The following is a 22364-nucleotide window of genomic DNA, read 5'->3' as shown; positions in this document are numbered from 1 at the left end:
AACAGAGCTCTGGAAAGGTAACAAGTGCTCGACGTCAACTTTTTCGACGAACTGAAGATCGGCCTGGCCACGGCCGACGACATCCACAACTGGTCATACGGTGAGGTCAAGAAGCCGGAGACGATCAACTACCGCACGCTCAAGCCCGAGAAGGACGGCCTGTTCTGCGAGAAGATCTTCGGACCGACCCGCGACTGGGAGTGCTACTGCGGTAAGTACAAGCGCGTCCGCTTCAAGGGCATCATCTGCGAGCGCTGCGGCGTCGAGGTGACCAAGGCCAAGGTGCGCCGTGAGCGCATGGGCCACATCGAACTGGCCGCACCGGTCACGCACATCTGGTACTTCAAGGGTGTGCCGAGCCGGCTGGGCTACCTGCTCGACCTGGCGCCGAAGGATCTCGAGAAGATCATCTACTTCGCCGCCTACGTGATCACCGCCGTCGACGACGAACTGCGTCACAACGAGCTCTCGACCCTCGAGGCCGAGATGGAGGTCGAGAAGAAGGCCGTCGCCGATCAGCGCGACGCCGACCTGAACGAGCGTCAGCAGAAGCTCGAGCAGGATCTCGCCGAGCTCGAGGCCGAGGGTGCCAAGGCCGACGTGCGCCGCAAGGTGCGCGACGGTGCCGAGCGCGAGATGCGTCGTATGCGCGACTCCGCTCAGCGTGAGCTCGACGGTCTCGAGGAGATCTGGGACAAGTTCGTCAAGCTCGCCCCGGGCGACCTCATCATCGACGAGAAGCTGTACCGCCAGCTCGAAGAGCGCTACGGCGAGTACTTCCAGGGTTCGATGGGTGCCGAGGCGATCAAGAAGCTCCTCGAGACCTTCGACATCGACGCCGAGGCCGAGTCGCTGCGCGAGACCATCCGCAGCGGCAAGGGCCAGAAGAAGCTCCGTGCTCTCAAGCGCCTGAAGGTCGTCGCCGCGTTCCAGCAGTCGGGCAACTCGCCGCTGGGCATGGTCCTCGACGCCGTGCCGGTGATCCCGCCGGAGCTGCGTCCGATGGTTCAGCTCGACGGTGGCCGCTTCGCGACCTCCGACCTGAACGACCTGTACCGCCGCGTCATCAACCGCAACAACCGCCTCAAGCGTCTGATCGACCTCGGTGCCCCCGAGATCATCGTGAACAACGAGAAGCGGATGCTGCAGGAGTCGGTCGACGCCCTGTTCGACAACGGCCGTCGTGGCCGTCCGGTCACCGGCCCGGGCAACCGCCCGCTGAAGTCCCTGAGCGATCTGCTCAAGGGCAAGCAGGGTCGTTTCCGTCAGAACCTCCTCGGCAAGCGCGTCGACTACTCGGGCCGTTCGGTCATCGTCGTCGGCCCGCAGCTGAAGCTGCACCAGTGTGGTCTGCCGAAGCTGATGGCTCTCGAGCTGTTCAAGCCGTTCGTGATGAAGCGTCTGGTCGACCTGAACCAGGCCCAGAACATCAAGTCGGCCAAGCGCATGGTCGAGCGTCAGCGCCCCGCGGTGTGGGACGTCCTCGAAGAGGTCATCTCCGAGCACCCGGTTCTGCTGAACCGTGCACCCACGCTGCACCGCCTCGGCATCCAGGCCTTCGAGCCGCAGCTGGTGGAGGGCAAGGCCATCCAGCTGCACCCGCTCGTGTGTGAGGCCTTCAACGCCGACTTCGACGGTGACCAGATGGCCGTGCACCTCCCGCTGTCCGCGGAGGCGCAGGCCGAGGCACGCATCCTGATGCTGTCGTCGAACAACATCCTGTCGCCGGCATCGGGCCGCCCGCTCGCCATGCCGCGTCTGGACATGGTGACCGGTCTGTACTACCTGACCTCCCTCAAGGAGGGTGCGGAAGGCGAGTACACCCCGGCGACCGCCGACGACATCGAACGCGGTGTCTACTCGAGCCCGGCCGAGGCCATCATGGCCGTCGACCGCGGTCAGCTCACCGTCCAGTCGCGCATCAAGGTGCGTCTGACCGGTCAGCGTCCGCCGGCCGAGGTCGAGGCCGAGCTGTTCCCCGAAGGATGGCGTTTCGGTCAGCCGTGGACCACCATCACCACGCTGGGCCGCGTGCTCTTCAACGAGCTGCTGCCGATCGAGTACCCGTTCGTCGACGAGCAGATGCCGAAGAAGCGTCAGGCCGCGATCATCAACGATCTCGCCGAGCGCTACCCGATGATCGTGGTCGCCCAGACCGTCGACAAGCTCAAGGACGTCGGCTTCTACTGGGCCACCCGTTCGGGCGTCACCGTGTCGATGGCCGACGTGCTCGTGCCGCCGCAGAAGGCGGAGATCCTCGACCGTTACGAGGAGCGCGCCGACGGCCTGGAGCGCAAGTTCCAGCGCGGTGCCCTCACGCCGGACGAGCGTCGCGACGCACTGGTGGAGATCTGGAAGCAGGCCACCGAAGAAGTCGGTAAGGCCATGGAGGAGTACTACCCCGAAGACAACCCGATCATCATGATCCCGAAGTCGGGTGCCACCGGTAACCTGACGCAGGTTCGTAACCTGTCGGGCATGAAGGGTCTGGTGACCAACCCGAAGGGTGAGTTCATCCCGCGTCCGATCAAGTCCTCGTTCCGCGAGGGCCTGACCGTCGCCGAGTACTTCATCAACACGCACGGTGCCCGTAAGGGTCTGGCGGACACGGCTCTCCGTACCGCCGACTCGGGTTACCTGACCCGTCGTCTGGTCGACGTGTCGCAGGACGTCATCGTTCGCGAGACCGACTGTGGCACCGAGCGCGGCATCAACGTGCCGCTGGGTGAGAAGCAGCCGGACGGCTCGATCATCCGCGACGCGCATGTCGAGACCTCGGCGTACGCACGCACCCTGGCCGCCGACGCGGTCGACGCCGACGGCAACGTCGTCGTCGAGCGCGGCCACGATCTCGGCGACCCGGCCATCGAGGCTCTCCTCGCGGCCGGCATCGCCCAGGTCAAGGTCCGGTCGGTCCTCACCTGTGCCACCGGCACCGGTGTGTGTGCGCACTGCTACGGCCGTTCGATGGCCACCGGCAAGCTCGTCGACATCGGTGAGGCCGTCGGTATCATCGCGGCCCAGTCGATCGGTGAGCCCGGTACCCAGCTGACGATGCGTACGTTCCACCAGGGTGGCGTCGGTGACGACATCACCGGTGGTCTGCCTCGTGTCCAGGAGCTCTTCGAGGCCCGCGTCCCCAAGGGCGTCGCGCCGATCGCGGAGGTCTCGGGCCGGATTCGCCTCGAGGACGACGACCGCTTCTACAAGATCACGATCATCCCGGACGACGGTTCCGAAGAGGTCGTCATCGACAAGATCTCGAAGCGTCAGCGTCTGCGCGTGTTCAAGCACGACGACGGAACCGAGCGGCTCCTCGCCGACGGTGACCACGTCGAGGTCGGCCAGCAGCTCATGGAGGGCTCGGCCAACCCGCACGAGGTCCTGCGTGTCATGGGTCCCCGTCAGGTGCAGATCCACCTGGTCAACGAGGTCCAGGAGGTCTACCGCAGCCAGGGTGTGTCGATCCACGACAAGCACATCGAGACGATCGTTCGTCAGATGCTGCGTCGCGTGACGATCATCGATCACGGTGCGACCGAGTTCCTGCCCGGTTCGCTCGTCGAGCGTGCCGAGTTCGAGGCGGCCAACCGTCAGGTGGTCACCGAGGGTGGCGAGCCCGCAGCCGGACGTCCGGTGCTCATGGGTATCACCAAGGCCTCGCTCGCGACCGAGTCGTGGCTGTCGGCGGCGTCGTTCCAGGAGACCACGCGTGTCCTGACCGACGCGGCGATCAACAGCCGCAGCGACAAGCTGATCGGTCTGAAGGAGAACGTGATCATCGGTAAGCTGATCCCGGCCGGTACCGGTATCAACCGTTACCGCAACATCCAGGTTCAGCCCACCGAAGAGGCACGTGCCGCGGCCTACGCGGTGCCGTCCTACGACGACACCTACTACAGCCCGGACGGCACCTTCGGTGCTCCGGCCGGCGCTGCGGTGCCGCTGGACGACTACGGTTTCTCCAACGAATACCGGTAAGCCGTACTTCAGCTGAAAAGCCCTCGCACTCGTTGAGTGCGAGGGCTTTTCGCTGTCCGGGGTGTCTCAGCGCACGGGGAGGGTGGTGACGGTGCGGGTCGAGAGGAGGAGGTCGTAGTAGCGTCCGCCGGGGTAGTAGGTCGGGGTCACGGTGCCGGCCACCATGTCCGACGACCATCCGGTGGCCAGGGTGCGGATGACCCGGCCGTTTCGCGGACGCGGCACGGCGAGTTCGGACAGTTCACCGATCAGGTCGGTGGACTCGCCTTCGGCATCGATGTGGATGCCGGTGACCAGTCGCGAGCCGAGGAACTCCTGCCGGGTCGTCCGCTCGAGGACGGCCACCCCGGACTCGAAGGAGTTGGACACCGACGGCTGCGAGGCGATCACCCGGATCGGGACCCGCTCGGCACCGAGAGATGCTGCGGCGGAGGAGAAGTGGTCGCCGAAGAAGGAGTTGACGGGGTCGAACAGCATGAGTCCCGCCAGGCGCCGGTAGGCGACCGGGTCCGTTCGGCGGAGTGCGTCGGCCGCGACCACCACGAACTCGCCGCCGGCCGAATGCCCGGCGAACACCATCCGGTACGGCATCGTCACGTCGGGCCGGTGGGCGGCGTCCCGTGCCCGGACGAGACTGGCACCGAGCGGGCTGTCGGCGTCGCGGCCCGAGCCGAACACCCCGCCGATGGTGCGGGCGAAGGCCGCGTTGTCGGCGATGTTGTACGCGACGGCGCACCCGCCGAGGTTCACCGAGTCGAGTGTCGGGCTCACGACGAGGAAGCCTGAGTTCGCATAGGAGCGCGCCAGGGCGTCGAGATTCGCTGCGCTACGGGAGAAGCCGTGTTGGAGCCAGACGAGAGCGGTGGGCCGGCCGGCGGGGAAATACCATCGCGCGTCGACCCGCACGGGTTTGCCCGCGCATTCGGTGGCCACAGACGACGACACGTCCACGGGACGCGTGGCCGGCGCGGCCGGAACGGATGCCGGTGTCACCCCGAGGAGCACGACGATGGCGGCGAGGGTTGCGATCCAGGGCACGCGGAACCGTGTCGGGTTCATCATTTCTCGTCGGTGTCCTGGTCGTCGGGGCCTTCGTCCATCAGTTCGTTCGGGTCCTCGATGTGGGTGTCGTGGTCGTCACCCAGGCGCTTGGCGACCTCGCGCAGCAGTCCGCGGGCGGCGTCGTCCATGACACGGACGTGGGTGAGGTCGATGATCACCTTGTCGGTCGAAAAGCCCTCACACGCACGGCTTGCGATGATCTCGGCACCCGCGAAGCGCACGTCGCCCTGGAGTTCGACGACCGTCGCACCATTGTCTTCGTGGACCGAGCGCAATGCCGGCATGCCTGACGGCGCGACGTGCATCATGTGCAGTTCCATGTCGTGGGAGAGCCTTTCGAACACGGCGACGCCGCGCACGCTGTTGCCCTGCTCGTCGAGTCGTGGCGACCACACCGCGACTCCGACCTGACCGGGGAGAACTCCCAAGATCGCCCCGCTCACACCGCTTTTCGCGGGTATTCCGACCTTGGCCATCCAGCTGCCGCTGCCGTCGTACATGCCGCAGGTGGCCATCACCGACAACAGGTGCCGGGTGATCCAGCCTTCGAGGAGGCTTTCGTCGTCATTGGTGGTGGACAGCCCGCCGTTGGCGAGGACCGACCCCATGATCGCGAGGTCGCGGCAGCTGACCTTGATCGCGCATTGTGCGGCGTATCCGTCGACGACCTCGTCGGGTTCGTATTCGAGCTTGCCCGCGGATCGCAGCAGGTAGGCGAGGGCGGTGTTGTGATCGTCGGAGGCGAGTTCGGCGGAGTGGACGTCGTTGTCGATGGACAGTTCGCGCCCGGCGAGGGTGCTCACGAGGTCGGCGATGCGGTCGACCCGTTCGGTGGCGCTGTCGCCGTCGACCATGCCGTGGACTGCGATGGCGCCGGCGTTGATGAGTGCGTTGCGGGGGCGGCCGGTCTCGGCTTCGAGGGAGATCTCGTTGAAGGCATCGCCGGACGGTTCGGTGTCGACGCGGTCGAGGACGCCGTCGAGTCCCCGGTCCCGCAACGCGAGGGCGTAGGCGGGCAGCTTGGCGATGGACTGCATGGCGAACTCGTGGTCGGCGTCGCCGGCGGTGTAGACGGTCCCGTCGACGGTGGCCAGCGCGATGCCGAAGGACGACGGATCCGCCCGTTCGAGTTCACGATTGCCGGACATGACGTCCCCGGCGTCGTCGTCACGACAGTCCTGGAGAACCTGATGGAGATAGTCGTCGATGGGGGATCGCATATCCCACCGTAGCTGCGTCGATCGTGTCAGCCGGCGTTGTCTCGGTAGGGCAGGTACTGCGCCGACCACTGGTTGCCGTCCGGGTCGGTGAAGTAGACGAAGTGACCCCACGGCTGGACGTCGACCTCACTGGCCTCGACACCCGCGGCGAGCAGCTGTTCGCGGGCGGCGTCGATGTCGGTGACGCAGATGATGAGCGGGCCGGTGGTCCCGGGCGCTCGATCCGTGATGCCCTTGCCGAACGCGATCGAGCAGTTCGACCCGGGCGGGGTCATCTGGACGAAGCGGATCTCGTCGCTCACGGTGTGGTCGTGATCGGGGTTGAACCCGATCGACTCGTAGAACGCCTTGGTGCGATCGACGTCCCTGACGGGCAGGGTGACGACTTCGAGTGTCCAGTTCACGGTTCCTCCTGATGTCGTGGTCGTGTGCTCTGAAACCACGGTCCCAGGCATCGAGGACGGTTTCGGTCCTCTTTCCGAAGTCGCGCAACCGGAAGTGGAAGCGGCGCGTCCAAGACATATGTCAGATTGCGGCGTCTACCCACTCAGCGAACTACTGGCGAACGGCTGGTCACGGGCGGAGGTGGCCGAAGCCCGCCGTGCGGGCCGGCTCAGTTCTGTCGCGCACGGTTGGGTGAGTGCGGAGGGCGCCGACGACCGAGCGGTCTCGGCGGTGGCCGCAGGTGGCGCGTTATCGTGCATTTCTGCGCTCCGGTTTCACAGAACACACGGTTCCGAGGGGATCTGGGTACCTCCGGGATACCAGGAGACCCACGTTCGCCGGCCCAAACACCGGAAGTCCGGAGCCCGACCGACCGGACCTTTTCGGTGGTGTCAGGGCTATGGTCGGCCTCTTCCGGTGGTGTCCGCGGTCGATTCGATCCCGATCGCGCTGGGTTGCGCGGCGCGCTGTCTTGAACCGGAGGACTGGGTCGCGACCGTCGATTCCATCCTGAACCAGACCCAGCTGACCATCCCCGACATCCAGGCAGACATGGGCGGGGTGACGAAGGCAGTGATGGAATTGTTCGGACGCTGCGATGCACGATCTCAGTCCGGCACGGAATCGATCGCGCGTGTTCGACTGGTCGCCACTGGGTTCAAGGTGGCGGTCCAGCCCTCCATCGGCGGACACGAGCGGGCGGACTTGCGCGTGGGTTCGCTGCTGATCGAATGCGATGGTCGGCAATACCACTCGAGCGCAGAAGCATTTCGGAACGATCGTCGTCGTGACCGGATGACTCTGATCGATCGCTGGATGACGGTGCGTGTCACCTATGACGACGTTCTCTACGACTGGGAGAGCGTTCTCGAGGACATCAGAGCCGTCACACGACCCGACCGTCATCGCATCAGACGCGAGGAGGACCCGAGGCGTCGTGAAATCCCGTCCCCCTGAGCGTGGTCGGAGGGCAATCTGCCCTTGAATACGGCTCAGGGGGACGAGTTTTCGTCCGCCAAGTGGCGCGTTGCGTCTGGGCGGTGGTCAGACGGCCGAGAACCGCACGGCGGCCTGGACCTGGGCCGCCACCGCGCGTCCGACGCCGAGCGGCCAGCGGTACATGACGTATTCGGCGGCCTGGTCGACGTTCAGTTGCCGGCTGGAGTTGCCTGCGCGCACCCAGAACTCGGGCACGGCGTTGTTCTTCGTGCCGCGCAGATAGACCGGGCGCGGCGACGGGGTGCACTCCACCCGGCACACCAGCGCCTCCGCAGGGCCCTCGGAGTCGGCGTCTCCAGAGGGACGAGCCATCTTCTCGAAAGAGATGCCCACCTCGGCGGCGGTGCTCTGACCGAGCATCGTGGTGAGTAGGTCCCGCAGCCACAGTTCGAACCGGTCGGCGTCGGGCTGGCGGAGCAACGTGAAATCGGCGTCGAGACCCAGGGGAGTGCCGTCGTCGTCGACGCCGATCAGCAGGTTCCCGCCGTCGGAGTTGAGGAATGCGGCCACCGTCTTGACGATCACCGCCTCGAGTGCGGGATCGCGTTGCTTGGTGCGCAGGTTCATGCGGGCGGTCGACTTGAACTCGACCCGTTCGGATTCGCCGGACTCCAGGATCTCGGCGACCGAGATATCGGTCGGGGTCTGCAGCCGAGCCGCGATCAACGCGTAGGCGCCGACCGCGACGATCGAACTCACCAGTCCGAGCACGATGGTCACCGGGCTCCAGATGTCCATGCGGTGGTCGACGGCGCCGGCGATGAACAAGCCGACGGCAGTGCCGACGATCGAGAGCACCATGCAGGTGGTCGTGTTCAGCCGTGCCCGTCGACGCAACAGCCACTTCGCGACGGACCCGAAGAGCCAGGCCACCATCAGGACGAGGACCAGCGCGGTCGCGGTCGCCCACACCGGTATGGCGAACTCCAGGGATCCGATGTTTCCGCGATCGGGGTCGGCCAACTTGCTCAGGTCGGTTCGCACTCGGACAGTCTAGAAAGGGCGAAATCCCGGCCGCGATGCGCGACCGGGATTCCTTCGAGGAGTGGACTGTCAGACCGCGTCGCCGCCGTCGATGCTGCCGAAGTCGCCGACCTCGACGTTGCCCTCGTCGTCGACCGCGGTGTCGAAGGTGCCGTCGCCATCGGTGTCGGCGACCGCGAGGTCGGTGTAGCCGTCTCCATCGGTGTCGGCCTCGATGACGTCGATCTCGCCGTCGGAGTCGGTGTCGTAGGCGATGGAATCGGCCTGGCCGTCGCCGTCGGTGTCGAGGACGGCGTCGGTGACGCCGTCGCCGTCCACGTCGGTCAGGGCGGCGTCGATGGTGCCGTCGCCGTCGGTGTCGACGAGTACTGCGTCTTCGGGGATCTCGCTCATGATGTTTCCTTCCAGGGAATGCTGTGGGTGATGGATTTTCGTGCTCTGGTTACTTGGAGACGAACTCGGCGGTGTTTGTTCCCTGGGAGGAGTCGATCATCCGATGAGATGACCTGGCCGCCGATGAGCACGAGGATGAGCGTAATCGCGCACCAGGTGGTCAACCCAGAATTCAGGTGGCTGAAACGTGCTCGGACAGAGCGTAATTCGTTAGCGGAGGGCAACGACTGCTATCGCAGATCCGCAAGCAGGTCCGCGAGGACGGACCGTGCCCGCGAGATGCGGCTGCGCACGGTCTGCAGGCCGATACCCTGCGCCTCGGCGATCTCCGAATAGCTCAGCTCGCCGTAGACCCGCAGCACGAAAGTGGCCCGGTAGGCGTCCGGGACCTGCGACAACGCCTCCTGGATGCGATCGGACACGACGACCTGCTGCGCGACGTCGAGCGAGCTCACCGGGTCGTGGTCGTCGATGTCGTCGGCGTCGGATCGTTTGCGGATGCGCGCGAGCGCCGCATTCGATCCGATCCGGTACAGCCATGTCGACACCTGCGCGTCGCCCCGGAAGCTTCCGATCGCGCGCCACGCGGCGACCAATGCGTCCTGGAGGGCATCCTCGGCGTCGTGCTGGTTGCCGGTGATGCGTAAACAGATGGCCCACAACCGGTCCCGGTGCTGTTCGACGAGCATGGTGAAGGCCTGTGGGTCGCCGGAGCGCGCATGCTCGAGAAGGTCTGCGCCCGGATCGGATTCGTCGGTCAACGAATGCACCTCAGAAGTGTCCATCCTCAGAAGTCGTCACCGAGGGCCGAGTCGTCGAAAGTCGTTCCCCCGAATGACTCGTCGCCGGCGTCGTCGTCGCTGCCGAAGGCGTCTGGGGTGTCGAGGGTGGCGTCCAGGTCTCCACCGAGATCGTCGTCGAATCCCACGAGTTCGGCATCGGGGGAGCCGTCGGACGATTCCTCGTCGAGCGGGCCCGGTCCGGGCGCGGCGGTCAGGTCCTCGGTCAGTTCGTGGGATGGATCAAAGGCGGTCTCCACCGCAGAATCCCAGGTCGTGGCCGGTACGGCCAGCTCGCTCGGCGGATCGCTCTCGCGTAGCCAGGACTCGAAGTCGTCCCCGTCGAGCGGGTCGTCCCAACTGGTGGTGTTATCGGTCATGGTGTTCGACTCCTGCTCGGATCTGCGACGCACGCGGCGTCGGCCCGGATACCGTCATCCGGTCGACTGTCAGGGCGTCGACGGTAATGGACAATTCTCGTCACGTGACTTGGAGTGTCGACGACGCGGAAATGTTCCCGGCGGCACCGACACGGCGCAGAATCGGAAACGGCGCAACGTCACGAGGCGATGTCCGTGAACTGGAGGACCTATCAGTGGAGCAACACCTGACCGTGCGGGGTCGCGTGGAGCAGTTGCTCGACGAGGTCACCCCGCTCGCAGCCGATCCCGCGCTGATCGGTTCCCTGCGCGCGCAACTGGCGAACCCGCTCACCGTCGCGCTCGTCGGACGTGTCAGCGCCGGCAAGTCGACGCTGCTGAACGCACTCGTCGGCGACCGTGTCGCACCCACCGACCGCGCCGAGTGCACGAAGGTCGCCGCCCTGTACACCGAGGGCAACCCGCAGCGCGTCGAGGTCGTCGGCCTCGACGGCACCGTCACCGAGATCCCCGGAACCATGCGCGGCGACCTCGGACGGAGACCCGAGGACATCGACCACGCCGTCGTCTACACCCCGTCCCGCCTGCTCCGCGAGCGATTCCGGGTCATCGACACCCCCGGGCTGTCCGGGTTCACCGACACCGCCGAGATCGCCACCCGCCGCGTCTTCTCCGGGGAGGGTCGGCTGCCGCGACCCGACGTCATCCTGTTCTTCCTCGACGACGCGGCGGGTCCCAAGTCCGACGAGGTGCAGTTCCTCGCCGACGCCGGGGCGTCGGCGCAGAACACGATCCTGGTCATCTCCCACGCCGACCTGATCGCCGCGGACAACCCGATGCTCAAGGCGCAGGAGATCGCCCGACGCGTCTGGCGGCGGTTCCCGGCGATCGCGGGTGCAGTGGTCGCAGTGTCGGGACTCATGGCCGAGGCCGGGGTCTGCGGCGTCACCGAACGGGAGACCGCACAGATCTCCCGTCGCGGACTCCTCGAATCCTGGGAGTTGCTGACCATCCTCGACGGCGCGGCGCCGCCACCACCGGGACTCGACGTCGACCTGCTGGGCAGACTCGAAGAACTGGTCGGTACCTACGCGATGGATGCCGGCGCCGACGTCGCCCGCCAGGGTGCGCGCGCGTATTGCGAATGGCTGCACCGGGTCTCGGGCATCGACGAACTGCGCCTCGCGATCGGACGACGCTTCCTCGCGGTCGGCGACATCCTCAAGGCCCGCACCGCACTGGCCGAACTACGCGAGGCCGCGTATCGCAGTACGCGCCGCGATGCCTTCCTGGAGGCGATCGAGGAGGCCGAGACCGCTCCCGAACTGCACCGGTTGCGCGAGGTCGCCGCGCTCGAGGCCCTCGCCCGCTGGCAACCCGACAGCGACCTCATCGGCGAGCTGACCCTCGTGGTCGCGAGTCGCGATGTGCGCCTGCTGTTGTCGCTGCCGCCCAATGCCGCGCCACCGCAGATCGCCGACGCCGCGAAGGAACGGGCCACCGACTGCCGCACGCGACGGGCCTTCGCCGCGACATCCGCCGAGAAGGAGGCGTTGCTGGTTCTCGAACAGACCTATCAGCTGGTGCGCCGTGGGCGGTGGACCACATGAGCCGGGGAACAGTCGTGAAACGAGGAGCGGGGCAGTGAGTCTCGAGAAGGCGCCCGCCAAGTCCGCGGTCCCCACCCCCGACGCCACGCTGCGAGCCGCCGTGGACATGCTGCGCAAGCACGGCGAGGACGCCATCGCCGACCGTGCTCTCCGCGTGACGGACCGGCCCGCACCGCAGGGCACCGTCGTGGTGATCGGCGAGGTCAGCCGCGGCAAGAGCTCTCTCGTCAACACCCTCGTCGGTGTGAACGGACTGGCTCCGGTCGACACCGAGATCACCACCTCGGTCTACGTCCGGTTCACCCCCGCGACCGAGGACCTGCCGGTCAATTCGGCACTCATCGAGTTCCCTGGTGCCACCCATCGCATCCCGGTCGCCGACCTCGCCGACTGGATCACCGTCGGCGGTCACTACGCCGCTGGGGTTCCCGCCGAACGCCTCGCGCCCGGCACCGCAGTCGATTCCGTTCTCGTGCCGCCGGTCTCGGCGCGCGTCGGGATCGACTCGCCGTTGCTCCCGGGCGTCACGATCGTCGACACCCCCGGCGTCGGATCGTTGGTTCCCGAACACGTCGAAGCCGCGGTCAGTGCGGCCCGCGGCGCCTCGGTGCTCGTGATGGTGTGCGACGCGACGGCACCGCTGTCGGCCCCCGAACTCGCCTTCCTCAGCAGCGTCAGCGAGGAGGTCGCCTCGGTGGTCCTGGTGGTCACGAAGACCGATCTGGTGATGCGGCAGTGGCGGACGATCGTCGCCGAGAACCGGAAACTCATCGGTGCCAATGCGCCTCGCTTCGCGCACATCCCGATCATCGGCATCTCCAACCGCATCGCCGAGCAGGCCGCCGCCATCACCGATCCCGAACGCCGCGAACGTGCCCTCGCCGCGTCGGGCATCCCCGAACTCGTCGACGCCCTCACGCCGCTGGTCGCCGAAGGTGCGGCCTCGCCGGAACGCAATGCGCTGCAGCTGACCTTCTCCGGCCTCGACGATGTCCGCAAACGCCTGGTTCTGGAGATGAAGGCGGCCACTGCGACCCCCGCCGAGCGCGCCGACATCGAGGCCGAACGGGATCGGTTGCAGCGCCTCAAGGATCGACGACGCGAGTGGCGCGCGCGGCTCAACCAGGACATCACCGCCGCGTCGTTGCAGACCGACGACCTGATCCGCGACCGCTTCGACAAACTCCTCGGCCAGTGGTCGACGCGCATCGACAAGCTCCGCTTCTACGAACCGCACCGCGCCGGACAGGAATTGATCGGGCAGATGACCGTCGACCTCGAGGCCGCCGCCCGCGAGGTCAGTGCGTTCTTCGTCGCCGGGATCGAGCGGATCGCGGACAACCTCTTCGCCGACGCCACCATCTCGGGCGAACTCGTCGACCGGATCTCCGGCAATGTGTCCGACCTCAAGCTGCGTGAGCAGGAGAAGATCTCGCCGTGGAAGAACATGGTCGACCCGGTGCTCCTGTCGATCGTCGCCGCCGGCGGACCGCTGGCCATCATCCCGGTGGTCAACGTGGTGGCCGTGCCCGTGTGGGCCGGGGTGGTGGTCGGCTTCCGGGCGTCGAAGGTCGGCAAGGAGAACCACCGCAAGTGGCTGACCAAGGCGGTCAACGACATGAAGGCCGACGTGCGGTCGCAACTGCAGTCGATCAAGTCCGAGGCGAGCGCGACCTGCAGATCGCCTACGACGAACTGCTGGAACGACTCCTCGCCGAGTCGGCGAAGATCATCAACGACGCCGCGGTCGAGGCCAAGAAGTCGGCCGCCGACCGGGAGAAGACCGCCGCCGATCTGCGCACCCAGATCGTGGCGGTCGACAACGTCCGCAAAGCGATCGCCCGGGTCCTCCGGGCGCCCACCGGATGAACGCCGGTCAGTTGTGTAACCATGTGCCTCAGGGTGGATGGTGGGAGGTGGTCAGGTGACACAGGAGAGCCGCCGGCGACTCTGCATCGACTTCGGAACCAGCAACACCGCGGCCGCCTACCGCGTGGGGCCGGCCGAACCGGTCATCGTGCCCCTGGGTTCGGGTGGTCCGGCGATGCCGTCCGCGGTGTTCGCCGACGACGGCGGGATCGTCGTCGGGCACGACGCCGTGCGTCGTCGCGTGCAGGCCCCCGATGCCTACGAGGACTCCCCGAAGTCGCGGATCGACGAGGGCGAGATCGAACTCGGCGACCGGTTCTGGCCGATCGAGGACCTCATCGGCGCGGTCCTGCGGCATGCGCACCAGGCCGCGCTGCGCCACAGCGGACTTCCCGACTTCGACTCGATCATCCTGACCCACCCCGACAAGTGGAGCGAACGCCGCAAGGGGGTGCTCAGACGCGCCGCCGAGCGCGCCGGTATCTCCGCCGACCGGCTGCGCATCGCCTCCGAATCCCTGGCCGCCGCTTGGTATTACGTCTACCGCGGACATGACGTCACGGGCGACGAGCGGATGTGCGTCTTCGACTTCGGCGCAGGCACCTGCGACGTCGCCGTCCTCATCCGCGCCGGGGCCGACGGCTTCACCGTCACCGGATCCGGCGGCGACAACAACCTCGGCGGCCGCGACCTCGACGCCCGCATGACGAGATGGGTGCTCGAGGAAGCCGCCGAGATCGACCCCGGACTTCCGGCCCGCCTTCGCGCACCGGCCGCCGCCATCGCCCTCGCCGACCACGTCCGGTCCGCCAAGGAAGCCCTCTCCGACACCGCGCAGGCCGTCATCGAACTGCCCGGCACCCGGCACACGCTGCTGCTGACCCGCCGCGAGTTCGAGTCGATGATCGCGCCGTTCGTCGAACGCGCCGTCGAACTGACCCGCGACGCCATCGCCCGCGCCGACGCCGCCGGCACCGGACCGAAGGGGCCCGTCATCGTCTACGTCACCGGCGGGACCAGCTCCATCCCGATGCTGCAGTCGGCCCTGTCGTCGGTGGGTCGCGTCGCCCGGATCGGCGACCCCAAGGTCGTCGTTGCCCAGGGCGGCCTGCTGCGATCGACCAACGTCGACGTCCACGGGGCTGCCGCCGCCCAGCAGTACGCGGGGCGGCCTACCGATCCGCCGATGTCGGCGACCGCGGTCGACGCCTCCGCACGCCGCATCGCGTTCCCGACCGTCCCGCCCGGCACCGTGATCTCCGGTGTCCTCGCCCGCAACGGTCAGGTCGTGCGCGCGGGCGAGCCGCTGGCGACGCTCGACTCGCCGTCGGGCCGGCTCACGGTCGACGCCCCGGTGGCGGGCACCCTGCACGGACTCGACCTGCGTCCCGGGGTCGTCGCACAACCGGGCGTCGTCTTCGGTGCCGTCGGTGCGGCCGATCTCCGGCCCGAACAGTGGTCGCAGCTCCACCGTGCCCCGGCCGGGATCACCGCCGCCCAGCCGGCGTACGCGCAACCCCAACCGATGTATCCGCCGCCCCAGCAGCGCCAACCCCAGTCCCCGTACCCGCCGCGACAACCCGGCACCCCGGCTGCGGGACATGCTGGTGCACACCCCGTTCCGGCGTCCCCGGGCATCAACACCTACGCCTTCGCCGGCCTGATCCTCGGCATCCTCGGGTTCCCGATCTGCCTCGGCACGATCGTCGGCATGGCGCTCACCGTGATCGGCATCAACCGGGCGGAGGGCGGTCGTGACGCCCTGCTGATGACCGCCCTCGGCGTCAACATCCTCGGCACGATCGCCTGGGTGGTGTTCCTGATCTGGATCTTCGTCACCGGCTGAGGGCAACCGAACCGCCACGGCAGTGGGACCTTCGGACCGGCCGAGATGACCTTCGACTCAGGTTCGACGCCGGGGTCCGCGACCACCATGAGAGGTGCCGGCGTCGTCGACCCCTCGGAGCAGCCGTGACCACCTCGAAGTCGTTGTCGGACCATCGGGTCGACGCCCGGCGCAGGCAAGTCGGCTACTCGGTGAGTATCGCCGTGAACGCCGTACTGCTGGTGGCCCTTCTCGGTTGGCCGGGTTGGGAGTCGGTTCCGTTCCTCACCGACGACTTCGGCCGCATCATCGGCTGGGTCGTCGCCGCGCTGGTCGCCGGGATCGTCGCCAACGCCATGTACTTCATCGCCGACCCGCCGATCGTCGAGATGATCGGTGAACTCGCCATCGACACGTTCGGGCTCATTGCGCTGGTCCGTCTCTGGCAGGTCTTCCCATTCGACTTCGGCGACTCCGGGATTCCCTGGTCGACGGTCGCGCGCGTCGTGCTCGCCGTGGGTATCGCCGGTACCGCGATCGCGATGGTCGTCGTCATCGTGCAGACCGCTCTACGAAGGAGATCACCATGACCGATTCGACCGCACCGATCGTCGTCGGAGTCGACGGCTCCGACTGTGCACTGATGGCCGTCCGCTGGGCTGCGGCGGCCGCATCCCGCGAAAACCGTCCGCTGCGCGTGCTGTCCGCGGTCGGCATCTTCCCGGGGGCGTACGCGCCGACCGCGATGATGACGTCGGATGTCGTCGTCGAGGCGATGCAGTCCGATGCCCGGCGCGCGGTCGAGGCCGGGACGGCGGTGGCGAAGGAGACGGCCCCCGATGTGCCGGTCGACGGCACGGTCGTCGGCGGCTCGCCGGTGCTCGCGCTCCGGCACGCGTCCGCTCAGGCGCACAGCCTGGTCGTGGGCAGGCGCGGCGTCGGCGGCGTCCGCGGATTGCTGCTCGGTTCCGTGAGCAACGACGCGGCGATCCACGCCGAATGCCCGGTCATCGTCGTCGGCGGCCCGACACCCACCGCCGGGCCCGTGGTGGTCGGCGTCGACGGTTCGCCGACCTCCACCGCCGCGATCGGCCACGCCTTCCGGCAGGCCGACCTGCTGCAGACGTCGCTGCTCGCGGTGCACACGTTCGGCGGCTTCTCGGGCACCGCGTTCTACGGCGACCAGCACCAGATCATCCGGCAGCTCCGGGACGAGGCGGAGGAGCTGCTGGGCGAACAGCTCGCCGGGTACCCGGAGGACTACCCGGACGTCAAGATCGAGCGCCGGGTCGAGATCGGTTCTCCCGCCGATGCTCTCGTCGATGCCGCCGAGACCGCTCAGCTGGTCGTCGTGGGCACACGCGGCCGCGGCGGAATCCGCGGTCTGCTGCTGGGATCGACCAGCCGGGCTGTCCTGCAGGTCGCGCAGTGCCCGGTGATGGTCACCCACACCGCCCCCCTGACGCGGAGGTCGTGGTGAGGGCTAAGCGCACCGTGGTCGCCTACGCGAGCGCGAACGGATCGACGAAGGAGATCGCCGACCGGGTCGCCGACGGTCTGCGTGCCGCCGGCGCCACGGTTCATCTGTGCGATCTCACCGCCGCCGGTCCGCCGGACCACACCGCCATCGGTGCCGACCATCTCGTCATCGGCAGCGCGATCCACAACGGCCAGTGGCTCTCCGCGGCGGAGCGCTTCGCCGAGATGGTGGCGAACGAACGCGACGGCCCCGTGTGGGCGTTCTCGGTCTCCTCGGTCGGCGAGACCTCCACCTTCCTGTCACCGCGGGTGGCGCGCTTCCTCCGGCCACGCACTCCGCTGCCGCGAGCGGTCGCGGCAATCGAGGCGAGCGGGACCCTGCGGGATCATCGGAAGTTCGCCGGGGCCATCGCCAAGGGCGACTGGCCGGGCGTCGGCCGGATCGTGTTCCGTCTCATGGGCGGCGATTACGGAGACGCCCGGGATTGGGGCGACGTCGATCACTGGTGTCGGCAGATCGTCGACGACAACCGGTGAGCCGCGGCGGATCACACCGGTTGCCACCACGACCCATCTGAATCACCATGAGCGCCGTCGAGCAGTGATGCGCGCGTGCTCTCGCCGACGACGTGGAAGCGGATGGAGTCCCGGCGGCTCACGACCATCAGCGGCCACCACAGGGCACGCACGTAGTCGACCGCGCTGTCGTAGCCGTCCCACTCGTAGACGCCCCGGTACATGTGCTTGTGGTCGGCCGTCATCCACAGTTTCGACACGAATCCGTCGAATCCGGCGAACAAGACCGTGTTGCACACGCTTTCGACACGGAACAGTCGATGTGCGACCCGGTTGCCTCCCACCCAGCGCAACCGGAACGCGACGATGAGGCTGACCGGCTCGGTGACCGGGCCGTTGCTGCGGACGGTCTCCCGGTAGACGGCGGCCCGCGTGCCATCGGCGAAGGCGATGCCGCGACCGAGGTTCGCCGACGGCTGATGCAGTCGCCGCTGCCGTAGCGATCGCACGACGTCCACCAGGCATCGTCCGAAGGCGCTCAGCGCCTGCGGCCACGGGAGCGGTTGTGGGGTGGACATCTCATGCACCGTTTTTCCGGTCGGCACCTCCGCGGGGACCCGACACAGCCATTCGACGCCGCGCACGCACCACGACGAAGAGACCTTGGTCATCACGGTCGTCGCCGTTGGTCACTAGGCTCGCGCCGCAAGAAGAGAATGGTGAGCGTATGAGGCATGTACTGACCTTCGCGGAGCTGGGACTCGAGCAGATGATGGTGGTCGGCGGCAAAGCCGCCAACCTGGGAGAACTCGTCACGGCCGGACTGCCGGTCCCCGACGGTTTCGCGCTGACCGCCGACGCGTTCGCGGAGTCGATGCGGGACGGCGGGGTGCACGAGGACCTGGTGGCCACCCATCGCGAGGCCCTGTCAGCGGTCGGCGACGATGCCCGGCTCGCCGACCTGAGCCGCCGGATGGCCGAGATGGTCACCAAGGTCGGCATCACCCCGAGGATCGTCGACGAGGTGCTCGCCGCATACCGGAGCCTCGACTCGGATGCCGGTTCGAACGGGTCCGGCGCCAACGTGGCGGTGCGGTCGTCGGCGGTCGGGGAGGACGGCAAGGATGCGTCGTTCGCGGGCATGAACGCGTCCTTCACCAATGTCGGCTCCGCCGACGAGCTTCTCGGTGCGATCGTGCGGTGCTGGGCGTCGCTGTTCTCCCCGCGGGTCGTCTCTTATCGAGCTGAGAAGGGCCTGTCCTCGGATCCGCTCATGGCGGTGGTGGTGCAGCAGATGGTGTCGTCGGAGGTCGCCGGGATCGTCTTCACCGCCGACCCCGTCACCGGTGACCTCGACCATCTCGTCGTCGAAGCCGTCGAAGGACTCGGCGAGGCGGTGGTGTCCGGTGCGGTCACCCCCGACACCTTCCTGGTGGCGAGGGCGGACTGTTCGGTTCTCGAGACCAGCCTGGGCAACCAGGAATTCCGGATCGTGCGGGGCAGCGACGGGCACGACCGCCGCGAGCCGGTGCCGCCGGGGAGGACCACGCCGGTCATCGACCCGACGACCGTCCAGACGATCGCGCGGATGGCGCTGCGAGCCGAAACTCACTACGCGCGCCCGCAGGACATGGAGTGGGCCATCGATCCGCAGCACCGGATCTGGATCGTCCAGTCCCGGCCGATCACCACCGGTGTGGACTCCTCGGACGAGTCGTCGAAGCCGGTTCTGCTCCGCGGTCTCGCCGCCGCCCCGGGCATCGCCAGCGGCGAGGTCCGCATCCTGCATTCCCCGCGTGACGGGCACGAACTCATCGACGGCGAGGTGCTCGTCGCGCCGATGACCGACCCCGACTGGCTGCCGACCATCCGCCGCGCCTCGGCCGTGGTCACCGACCGCGGCGGGATCACCTGTCACGCCGCGATCGTCGCCCGCGAGGTCGGCGTCCCGTGCATCGTCGGAACCCGAACGGGCACCAAGGTTCTCACGGCCGGATCGGTGGTGACGGTCGACGGTGGCTCCGGTGAGGTCAGGTCCGGTCGCGTCGCACCGCAGCGGGCCACGGTCTCCGAGGTCTCGGCGTCATCGGGGGCGCAGGGGCAGCCGGCGGTGGTGACGGCGACCAAGATCTACGTCAACCTCGGGTCGCCCGAGCACGCCGCCGAGGTCGGCGCGACGGGCGTCGACGGTGTGGGTCTGCTCCGCGCCGAATTCATGCTGACCGAGGCGCTGTCGGGGCGTCATCCGCGTGCGGTCATCGCCGCCGGCGAGACCGAGTCGGCCATCTCGGCCATGGCGGACGCCCTGGGACGCATCGCCGGGCCGTTCGGCACCAGGCCGGTGGTGTACCGGACAACCGACCTGCGCACCAACGAGTTCCGCGGACTCGAGGGCGGGCAGGAGTTCGAACCCGAGGAACGCAACCCGATGATCGGCTTCCGCGGCTGCTATCGGTACGTCTCGGAGCCGGAGGTGTTCCGGCTCGAACTCGCGGCGCTCGCGCGGGCACGGGAGACGCACCCCAATCTGCACGTGATGCTGCCCTTCGTCCGGACCCGCTGGGAACTCGAACGCTGCCTCGAACTCATCGACGAGAGTCCGCTCGGCCGCCAACGCGGCCTGCATCGCTGGGTGATGGCCGAGGTGCCGTCGGTGATGTACTGGCTGCCCGAATACGTCGAGGCCGGCATCGACGGGGTGTCGATCGGCAGCAACGACCTCACCCAGCTGATCCTCGGCGTCGACCGCGACTCCGAATCCTGCGCCGAACTGTTCGACGGCAGCGACCCGGCCGTCCTCGACGCCATCGCGACGATCATCTCCACCGCCCGCCGCTGCGGGATCACCTCGTCGCTGTGCGGGCAGGCGCCGTCGACCAACCCGGACTTCGCCGAACGCCTCGTGCGGATGGGGATCACCTCCGTGTCGGTCAATCCCGACGCCATCGCCACCACACGGCTGCACGTCGCCCGCGCCGAACAGCGACTGCTCGTCGAAGCCGTCCTCGACGGACCCGGACGGTAGGCGTCCGATCTTTGTCTGCCCCGCCATCGCGGTGGTCTCGGAGAACGAAGGGAGGATGGCAGATGAGAGCTGTTGAGCGCGCAGCCATTCGCGTCCACATACTGGGTATCGGCCTGAACGAAGACGCGTCAGACCGTCGGATGCTCGACGAACTCCATCGCCGCGGCTACCGCCTCCAGTCGCGCGAGCTCCGGTCGGTTCTGAACGAACTCGTCGGACGCGGGCTCGTCGGTGTCCGTGAGGCATCGGCGGGGTACCCGGGGCGTCGAACCTACGAGACCACCCCGGCCGGCCGGATGTCCTGGGCGGAGGAATGCCGGGCCCTGAGCAAACTCACGCACGAGGTGTTCGGGACCCGCGTACCTCCGCTGCCTCCACAGGTCGGCATCGACGATTCGCAGGCATGGTTGTCGACGGGGGACCTCGAGGACGCCGAAGACGGCTGAGCAGGAGGTTCCGTGGGATCTCACCGGTGGCTGTCGATGTCCAACTCCAGCCACTCGGCCTCCCATCGGCGCATCCGGTGCCGGTCGGCGGCCGCCCGGACCAGCAGGACCAGCCCCCACCAGCCCATGGCGGTCAGCATCACGACGCCGAGCCCCGCCATGACGCCCTCGACGACGGCGTCGGTGTGGGTGACCGGCGGGTCCGCGACGCGCTGCTCGTCGTCGAGCCAGATGAGGCGGACCCGGCCGACGCGGTCCTGCCGTTCGGAGTCCACGGCGGCGGTGAGGCGTGCGCCGTCGGGCCGCCGCCAGGCGACGATCGTCGGGCTGTCGTCCTGCTTCGGAGTCGTGATGACGGTGGCACTCACCGAATGCCGCGGTCCCTGGACCTCGGCGGCGGCTTTGTGTGCCGCGTAGGTGTTGCCGCCGACGGTCAGGGCGGCGAGTAGACCTGCCAGCGCCGACACGCAGAGAGCCAGCAGCACAGTGGTTTCCAGCCGATCCAGCGGCCGGACCAGCCGGTTCGACGAAGCGTGCATCATCCGCCAGCTGTGCAGTTCACGGGCGAGGAACCGCAACATCGCGGACTCCTGTCGAGGTGGTCGGTTCGTCCCCGCCCTGATCGAGCCGGAAGGGTGGGTACTCGTCACACATCAGCGCCGCATACGCCCACACCCGGTACTGCCAGCGATTGATGCCCATCGCGAAGTCGAACAGCCCGCGCGGGTAGGTGCCGGTGAAGAGCAGCGCGACTGCGGCGAAGAACACCACGAAGGCCAGCACGGGCGCGATGGTCAGACGGCCGTCGTCGCCTTGTGCCGCGTAGCCGACGGTCAGCGGCCCGCCCAGCCATCCGCCGGCGAGCACCGCGAGGACCAGGTAGTGGGGGATCGCCAGCAACCACCACTTCACCAGCACGAGGCCGCGCGACAATCGCTCGGGATAGACGACGTCGAAGTCGGCGGGATAGTCGGTTCGGCGCAGCGCGAACGGCGGATACCGATCGGTGGCCAACGCGGAGTGCGTGTAGAAGGCGACGCGCCAGTTCCAGCGGATGACACCCACGTTGAAGTCGAACAGTCCGCGCGGATAGCGGCCGGTGAACAGGATCGCGAAGCCGGCCACGACCGTGCCGAAGAAGAACGCGATGTCCAGCACGACCAGGACCAGGAAGTGCGGGATCGCCAGCAACCATTTGAGCAGCCAGAGCCATCGCGACAGCGGTTCGTCGAGATTCCCGGTCAGCGTCACTGCGTGCATCGTCTCGAGTCCTCCCGTCGAAGCCCTCTGATCGAGTGAAACCCGCCGGGCCCGGGAAAGGAAGGGTCTTCGGTGGTGTGTAGAGGGTCGAT

General features: G+C 67.8%; 18 protein-coding genes and 2 pseudogenes. 10 read left to right on the top strand and 10 right to left on the bottom strand.

Annotated elements, in window-relative coordinates:
- Positions 1-24 precede the first annotated feature (24 nt).
- Positions 25-3981: a DNA-directed RNA polymerase subunit beta' gene (locus BJF87_RS08785; RefSeq protein WP_006358248.1), complete on the top strand. Its 3957-nt coding sequence runs from the start codon at positions 25-27 to the stop codon at positions 3979-3981.
- 66 nt (positions 3982-4047) lie between these two features.
- Here the strand turns inward: BJF87_RS08785 and BJF87_RS08780 are convergent, their stop codons facing one another.
- From BJF87_RS08780 to BJF87_RS08770, 3 genes are read right to left on the bottom strand one after another with little or no spacing between them, the layout of a single operon-like run.
- Complete coding sequence (locus BJF87_RS08780) at positions 4048-5040, bottom strand: alpha/beta hydrolase (protein ID WP_042375546.1); 993 nt, start codon at positions 5038-5040, stop codon at positions 4048-4050.
- Positions 5040-6263 carry a glutaminase A gene (gene glsA / locus BJF87_RS08775; RefSeq protein ID WP_075862952.1) on the bottom strand — a complete coding sequence of 408 codons (1224 nt, stop codon included), beginning with the start codon at positions 6261-6263 and terminating at the stop codon, positions 5040-5042. The genes BJF87_RS08780 and glsA overlap by 1 nt, the downstream gene beginning before the upstream one ends.
- 26 nt (positions 6264-6289) lie before the next feature.
- Positions 6290-6667: a VOC family protein gene (locus BJF87_RS08770; protein WP_075862951.1), complete on the bottom strand. Its 378-nt coding sequence runs from the start codon at positions 6665-6667 to the stop codon at positions 6290-6292.
- Positions 6668-6785: 118 nt separating this feature from the next.
- Here BJF87_RS08770 and BJF87_RS08765 point away from each other — a divergent pair, with 118 nt between their 5' ends.
- Complete coding sequence (locus BJF87_RS08765) at positions 6786-7664, top strand: endonuclease domain-containing protein (protein WP_075862950.1); 879 nt, start codon at positions 6786-6788, stop codon at positions 7662-7664.
- Between the two features lie 87 nt (positions 7665-7751).
- Here BJF87_RS08765 and BJF87_RS08760 read toward each other — a convergent pair whose 3' ends face one another.
- From BJF87_RS08760 to BJF87_RS08745, 4 genes are all read right to left on the bottom strand, one after another.
- Complete coding sequence (locus BJF87_RS08760; protein WP_075862949.1) at positions 7752-8690, bottom strand: helix-turn-helix domain-containing protein; 939 nt, start codon at positions 8688-8690, stop codon at positions 7752-7754.
- A gap of 69 nt (positions 8691-8759) precedes the next feature.
- Positions 8760-9083: a hypothetical protein gene (locus BJF87_RS08755; RefSeq protein ID WP_006358254.1), complete on the bottom strand. Its 324-nt coding sequence runs from the start codon at positions 9081-9083 to the stop codon at positions 8760-8762.
- A 230-nt stretch (positions 9084-9313) separates the two neighbouring features.
- Positions 9314-9868 carry an RNA polymerase sigma factor gene (locus tag BJF87_RS08750; protein ID WP_075862948.1) on the bottom strand — a complete coding sequence of 185 codons (555 nt, stop codon included), beginning with the start codon at positions 9866-9868 and terminating at the stop codon, positions 9314-9316.
- A gap of 2 nt (positions 9869-9870) precedes the next feature.
- Complete coding sequence (locus tag BJF87_RS08745; protein ID WP_006358256.1) at positions 9871-10242, bottom strand: hypothetical protein; 372 nt, start codon at positions 10240-10242, stop codon at positions 9871-9873.
- Positions 10243-10457: 215 nt separating this feature from the next.
- Here BJF87_RS08745 and BJF87_RS08740 point away from each other — a divergent pair, with 215 nt between their 5' ends.
- From BJF87_RS08740 to BJF87_RS08715, 6 genes and pseudogenes are all read left to right on the top strand, one after another.
- Positions 10458-11852: a dynamin family protein gene (locus BJF87_RS08740; protein ID WP_075862947.1), complete on the top strand. Its 1395-nt coding sequence runs from the start codon at positions 10458-10460 to the stop codon at positions 11850-11852.
- Positions 11853-11886: 34 nt separating this feature from the next.
- Positions 11887-13721 (top strand): annotated as a pseudogene (locus BJF87_RS08735) (dynamin family protein).
- Between the two features lie 55 nt (positions 13722-13776).
- On the top strand, positions 13777-15567 hold the full coding sequence (locus BJF87_RS08730) for an Hsp70 family protein (RefSeq protein ID WP_075862968.1): 1791 nt from the start codon (positions 13777-13779) through the stop codon (positions 15565-15567).
- A 125-nt stretch (positions 15568-15692) separates the two neighbouring features.
- Positions 15693-16136, top strand: a complete 444-nt coding sequence (locus tag BJF87_RS08725) for a hypothetical protein (RefSeq protein WP_075862946.1) — start codon at positions 15693-15695, stop codon at positions 16134-16136.
- On the top strand, positions 16133-17026 hold the full coding sequence (locus BJF87_RS08720; RefSeq protein WP_075862945.1) for a universal stress protein: 894 nt from the start codon (positions 16133-16135) through the stop codon (positions 17024-17026). Before BJF87_RS08725 ends, BJF87_RS08720 begins: the two co-directional genes overlap by 4 nt.
- Complete coding sequence (locus BJF87_RS08715) at positions 17023-17562, top strand: flavodoxin domain-containing protein (RefSeq protein WP_084813160.1); 540 nt, start codon at positions 17023-17025, stop codon at positions 17560-17562. Before BJF87_RS08720 ends, BJF87_RS08715 begins: the two co-directional genes overlap by 4 nt.
- 11 nt (positions 17563-17573) lie before the next feature.
- Here BJF87_RS08715 and BJF87_RS08710 read toward each other — a convergent pair whose 3' ends face one another.
- Entirely contained in the window at positions 17574-18119 is a 546-nt protein-coding gene (locus BJF87_RS08710; RefSeq protein WP_262338913.1) for a hypothetical protein, read from the bottom strand.
- Between the two features lie 149 nt (positions 18120-18268).
- On the opposite strand from BJF87_RS08710, the gene ppsA reads away from it, so the two are divergent.
- Positions 18269-20566, top strand: a complete 2298-nt coding sequence (ppsA, locus tag BJF87_RS08705) for a phosphoenolpyruvate synthase (RefSeq protein WP_075862943.1) — start codon at positions 18269-18271, stop codon at positions 20564-20566.
- Positions 20567-20628: 62 nt separating this feature from the next.
- On the top strand, positions 20629-21012 hold the full coding sequence (locus BJF87_RS08700) for a PadR family transcriptional regulator (RefSeq protein WP_075862942.1): 384 nt from the start codon (positions 20629-20631) through the stop codon (positions 21010-21012).
- A gap of 20 nt (positions 21013-21032) precedes the next feature.
- On the opposite strand, the gene BJF87_RS08695 is transcribed toward BJF87_RS08700, so the two are convergent.
- Positions 21033-21593, bottom strand: a complete 561-nt coding sequence (locus BJF87_RS08695; RefSeq protein WP_075862941.1) for a hypothetical protein — start codon at positions 21591-21593, stop codon at positions 21033-21035.
- A pseudogene (locus BJF87_RS08690) lies at positions 21571-22257 on the bottom strand (DUF4389 domain-containing protein); the annotation flags it as partial. The pseudogene BJF87_RS08690 and the gene BJF87_RS08695, both read right to left, overlap by 23 nt.
- Positions 22258-22364 lie beyond the last annotated feature (107 nt).

The organism is Gordonia sp. CNJ-863 (assembly GCF_001942325.1).
Lineage (GTDB): Bacteria > Actinomycetota > Actinomycetes > Mycobacteriales > Mycobacteriaceae > Gordonia > Gordonia alkanivorans.
Note: the sequence above shows the minus strand (reverse complement) of the source record. Positions and strands in the feature narration are given on the sequence as shown.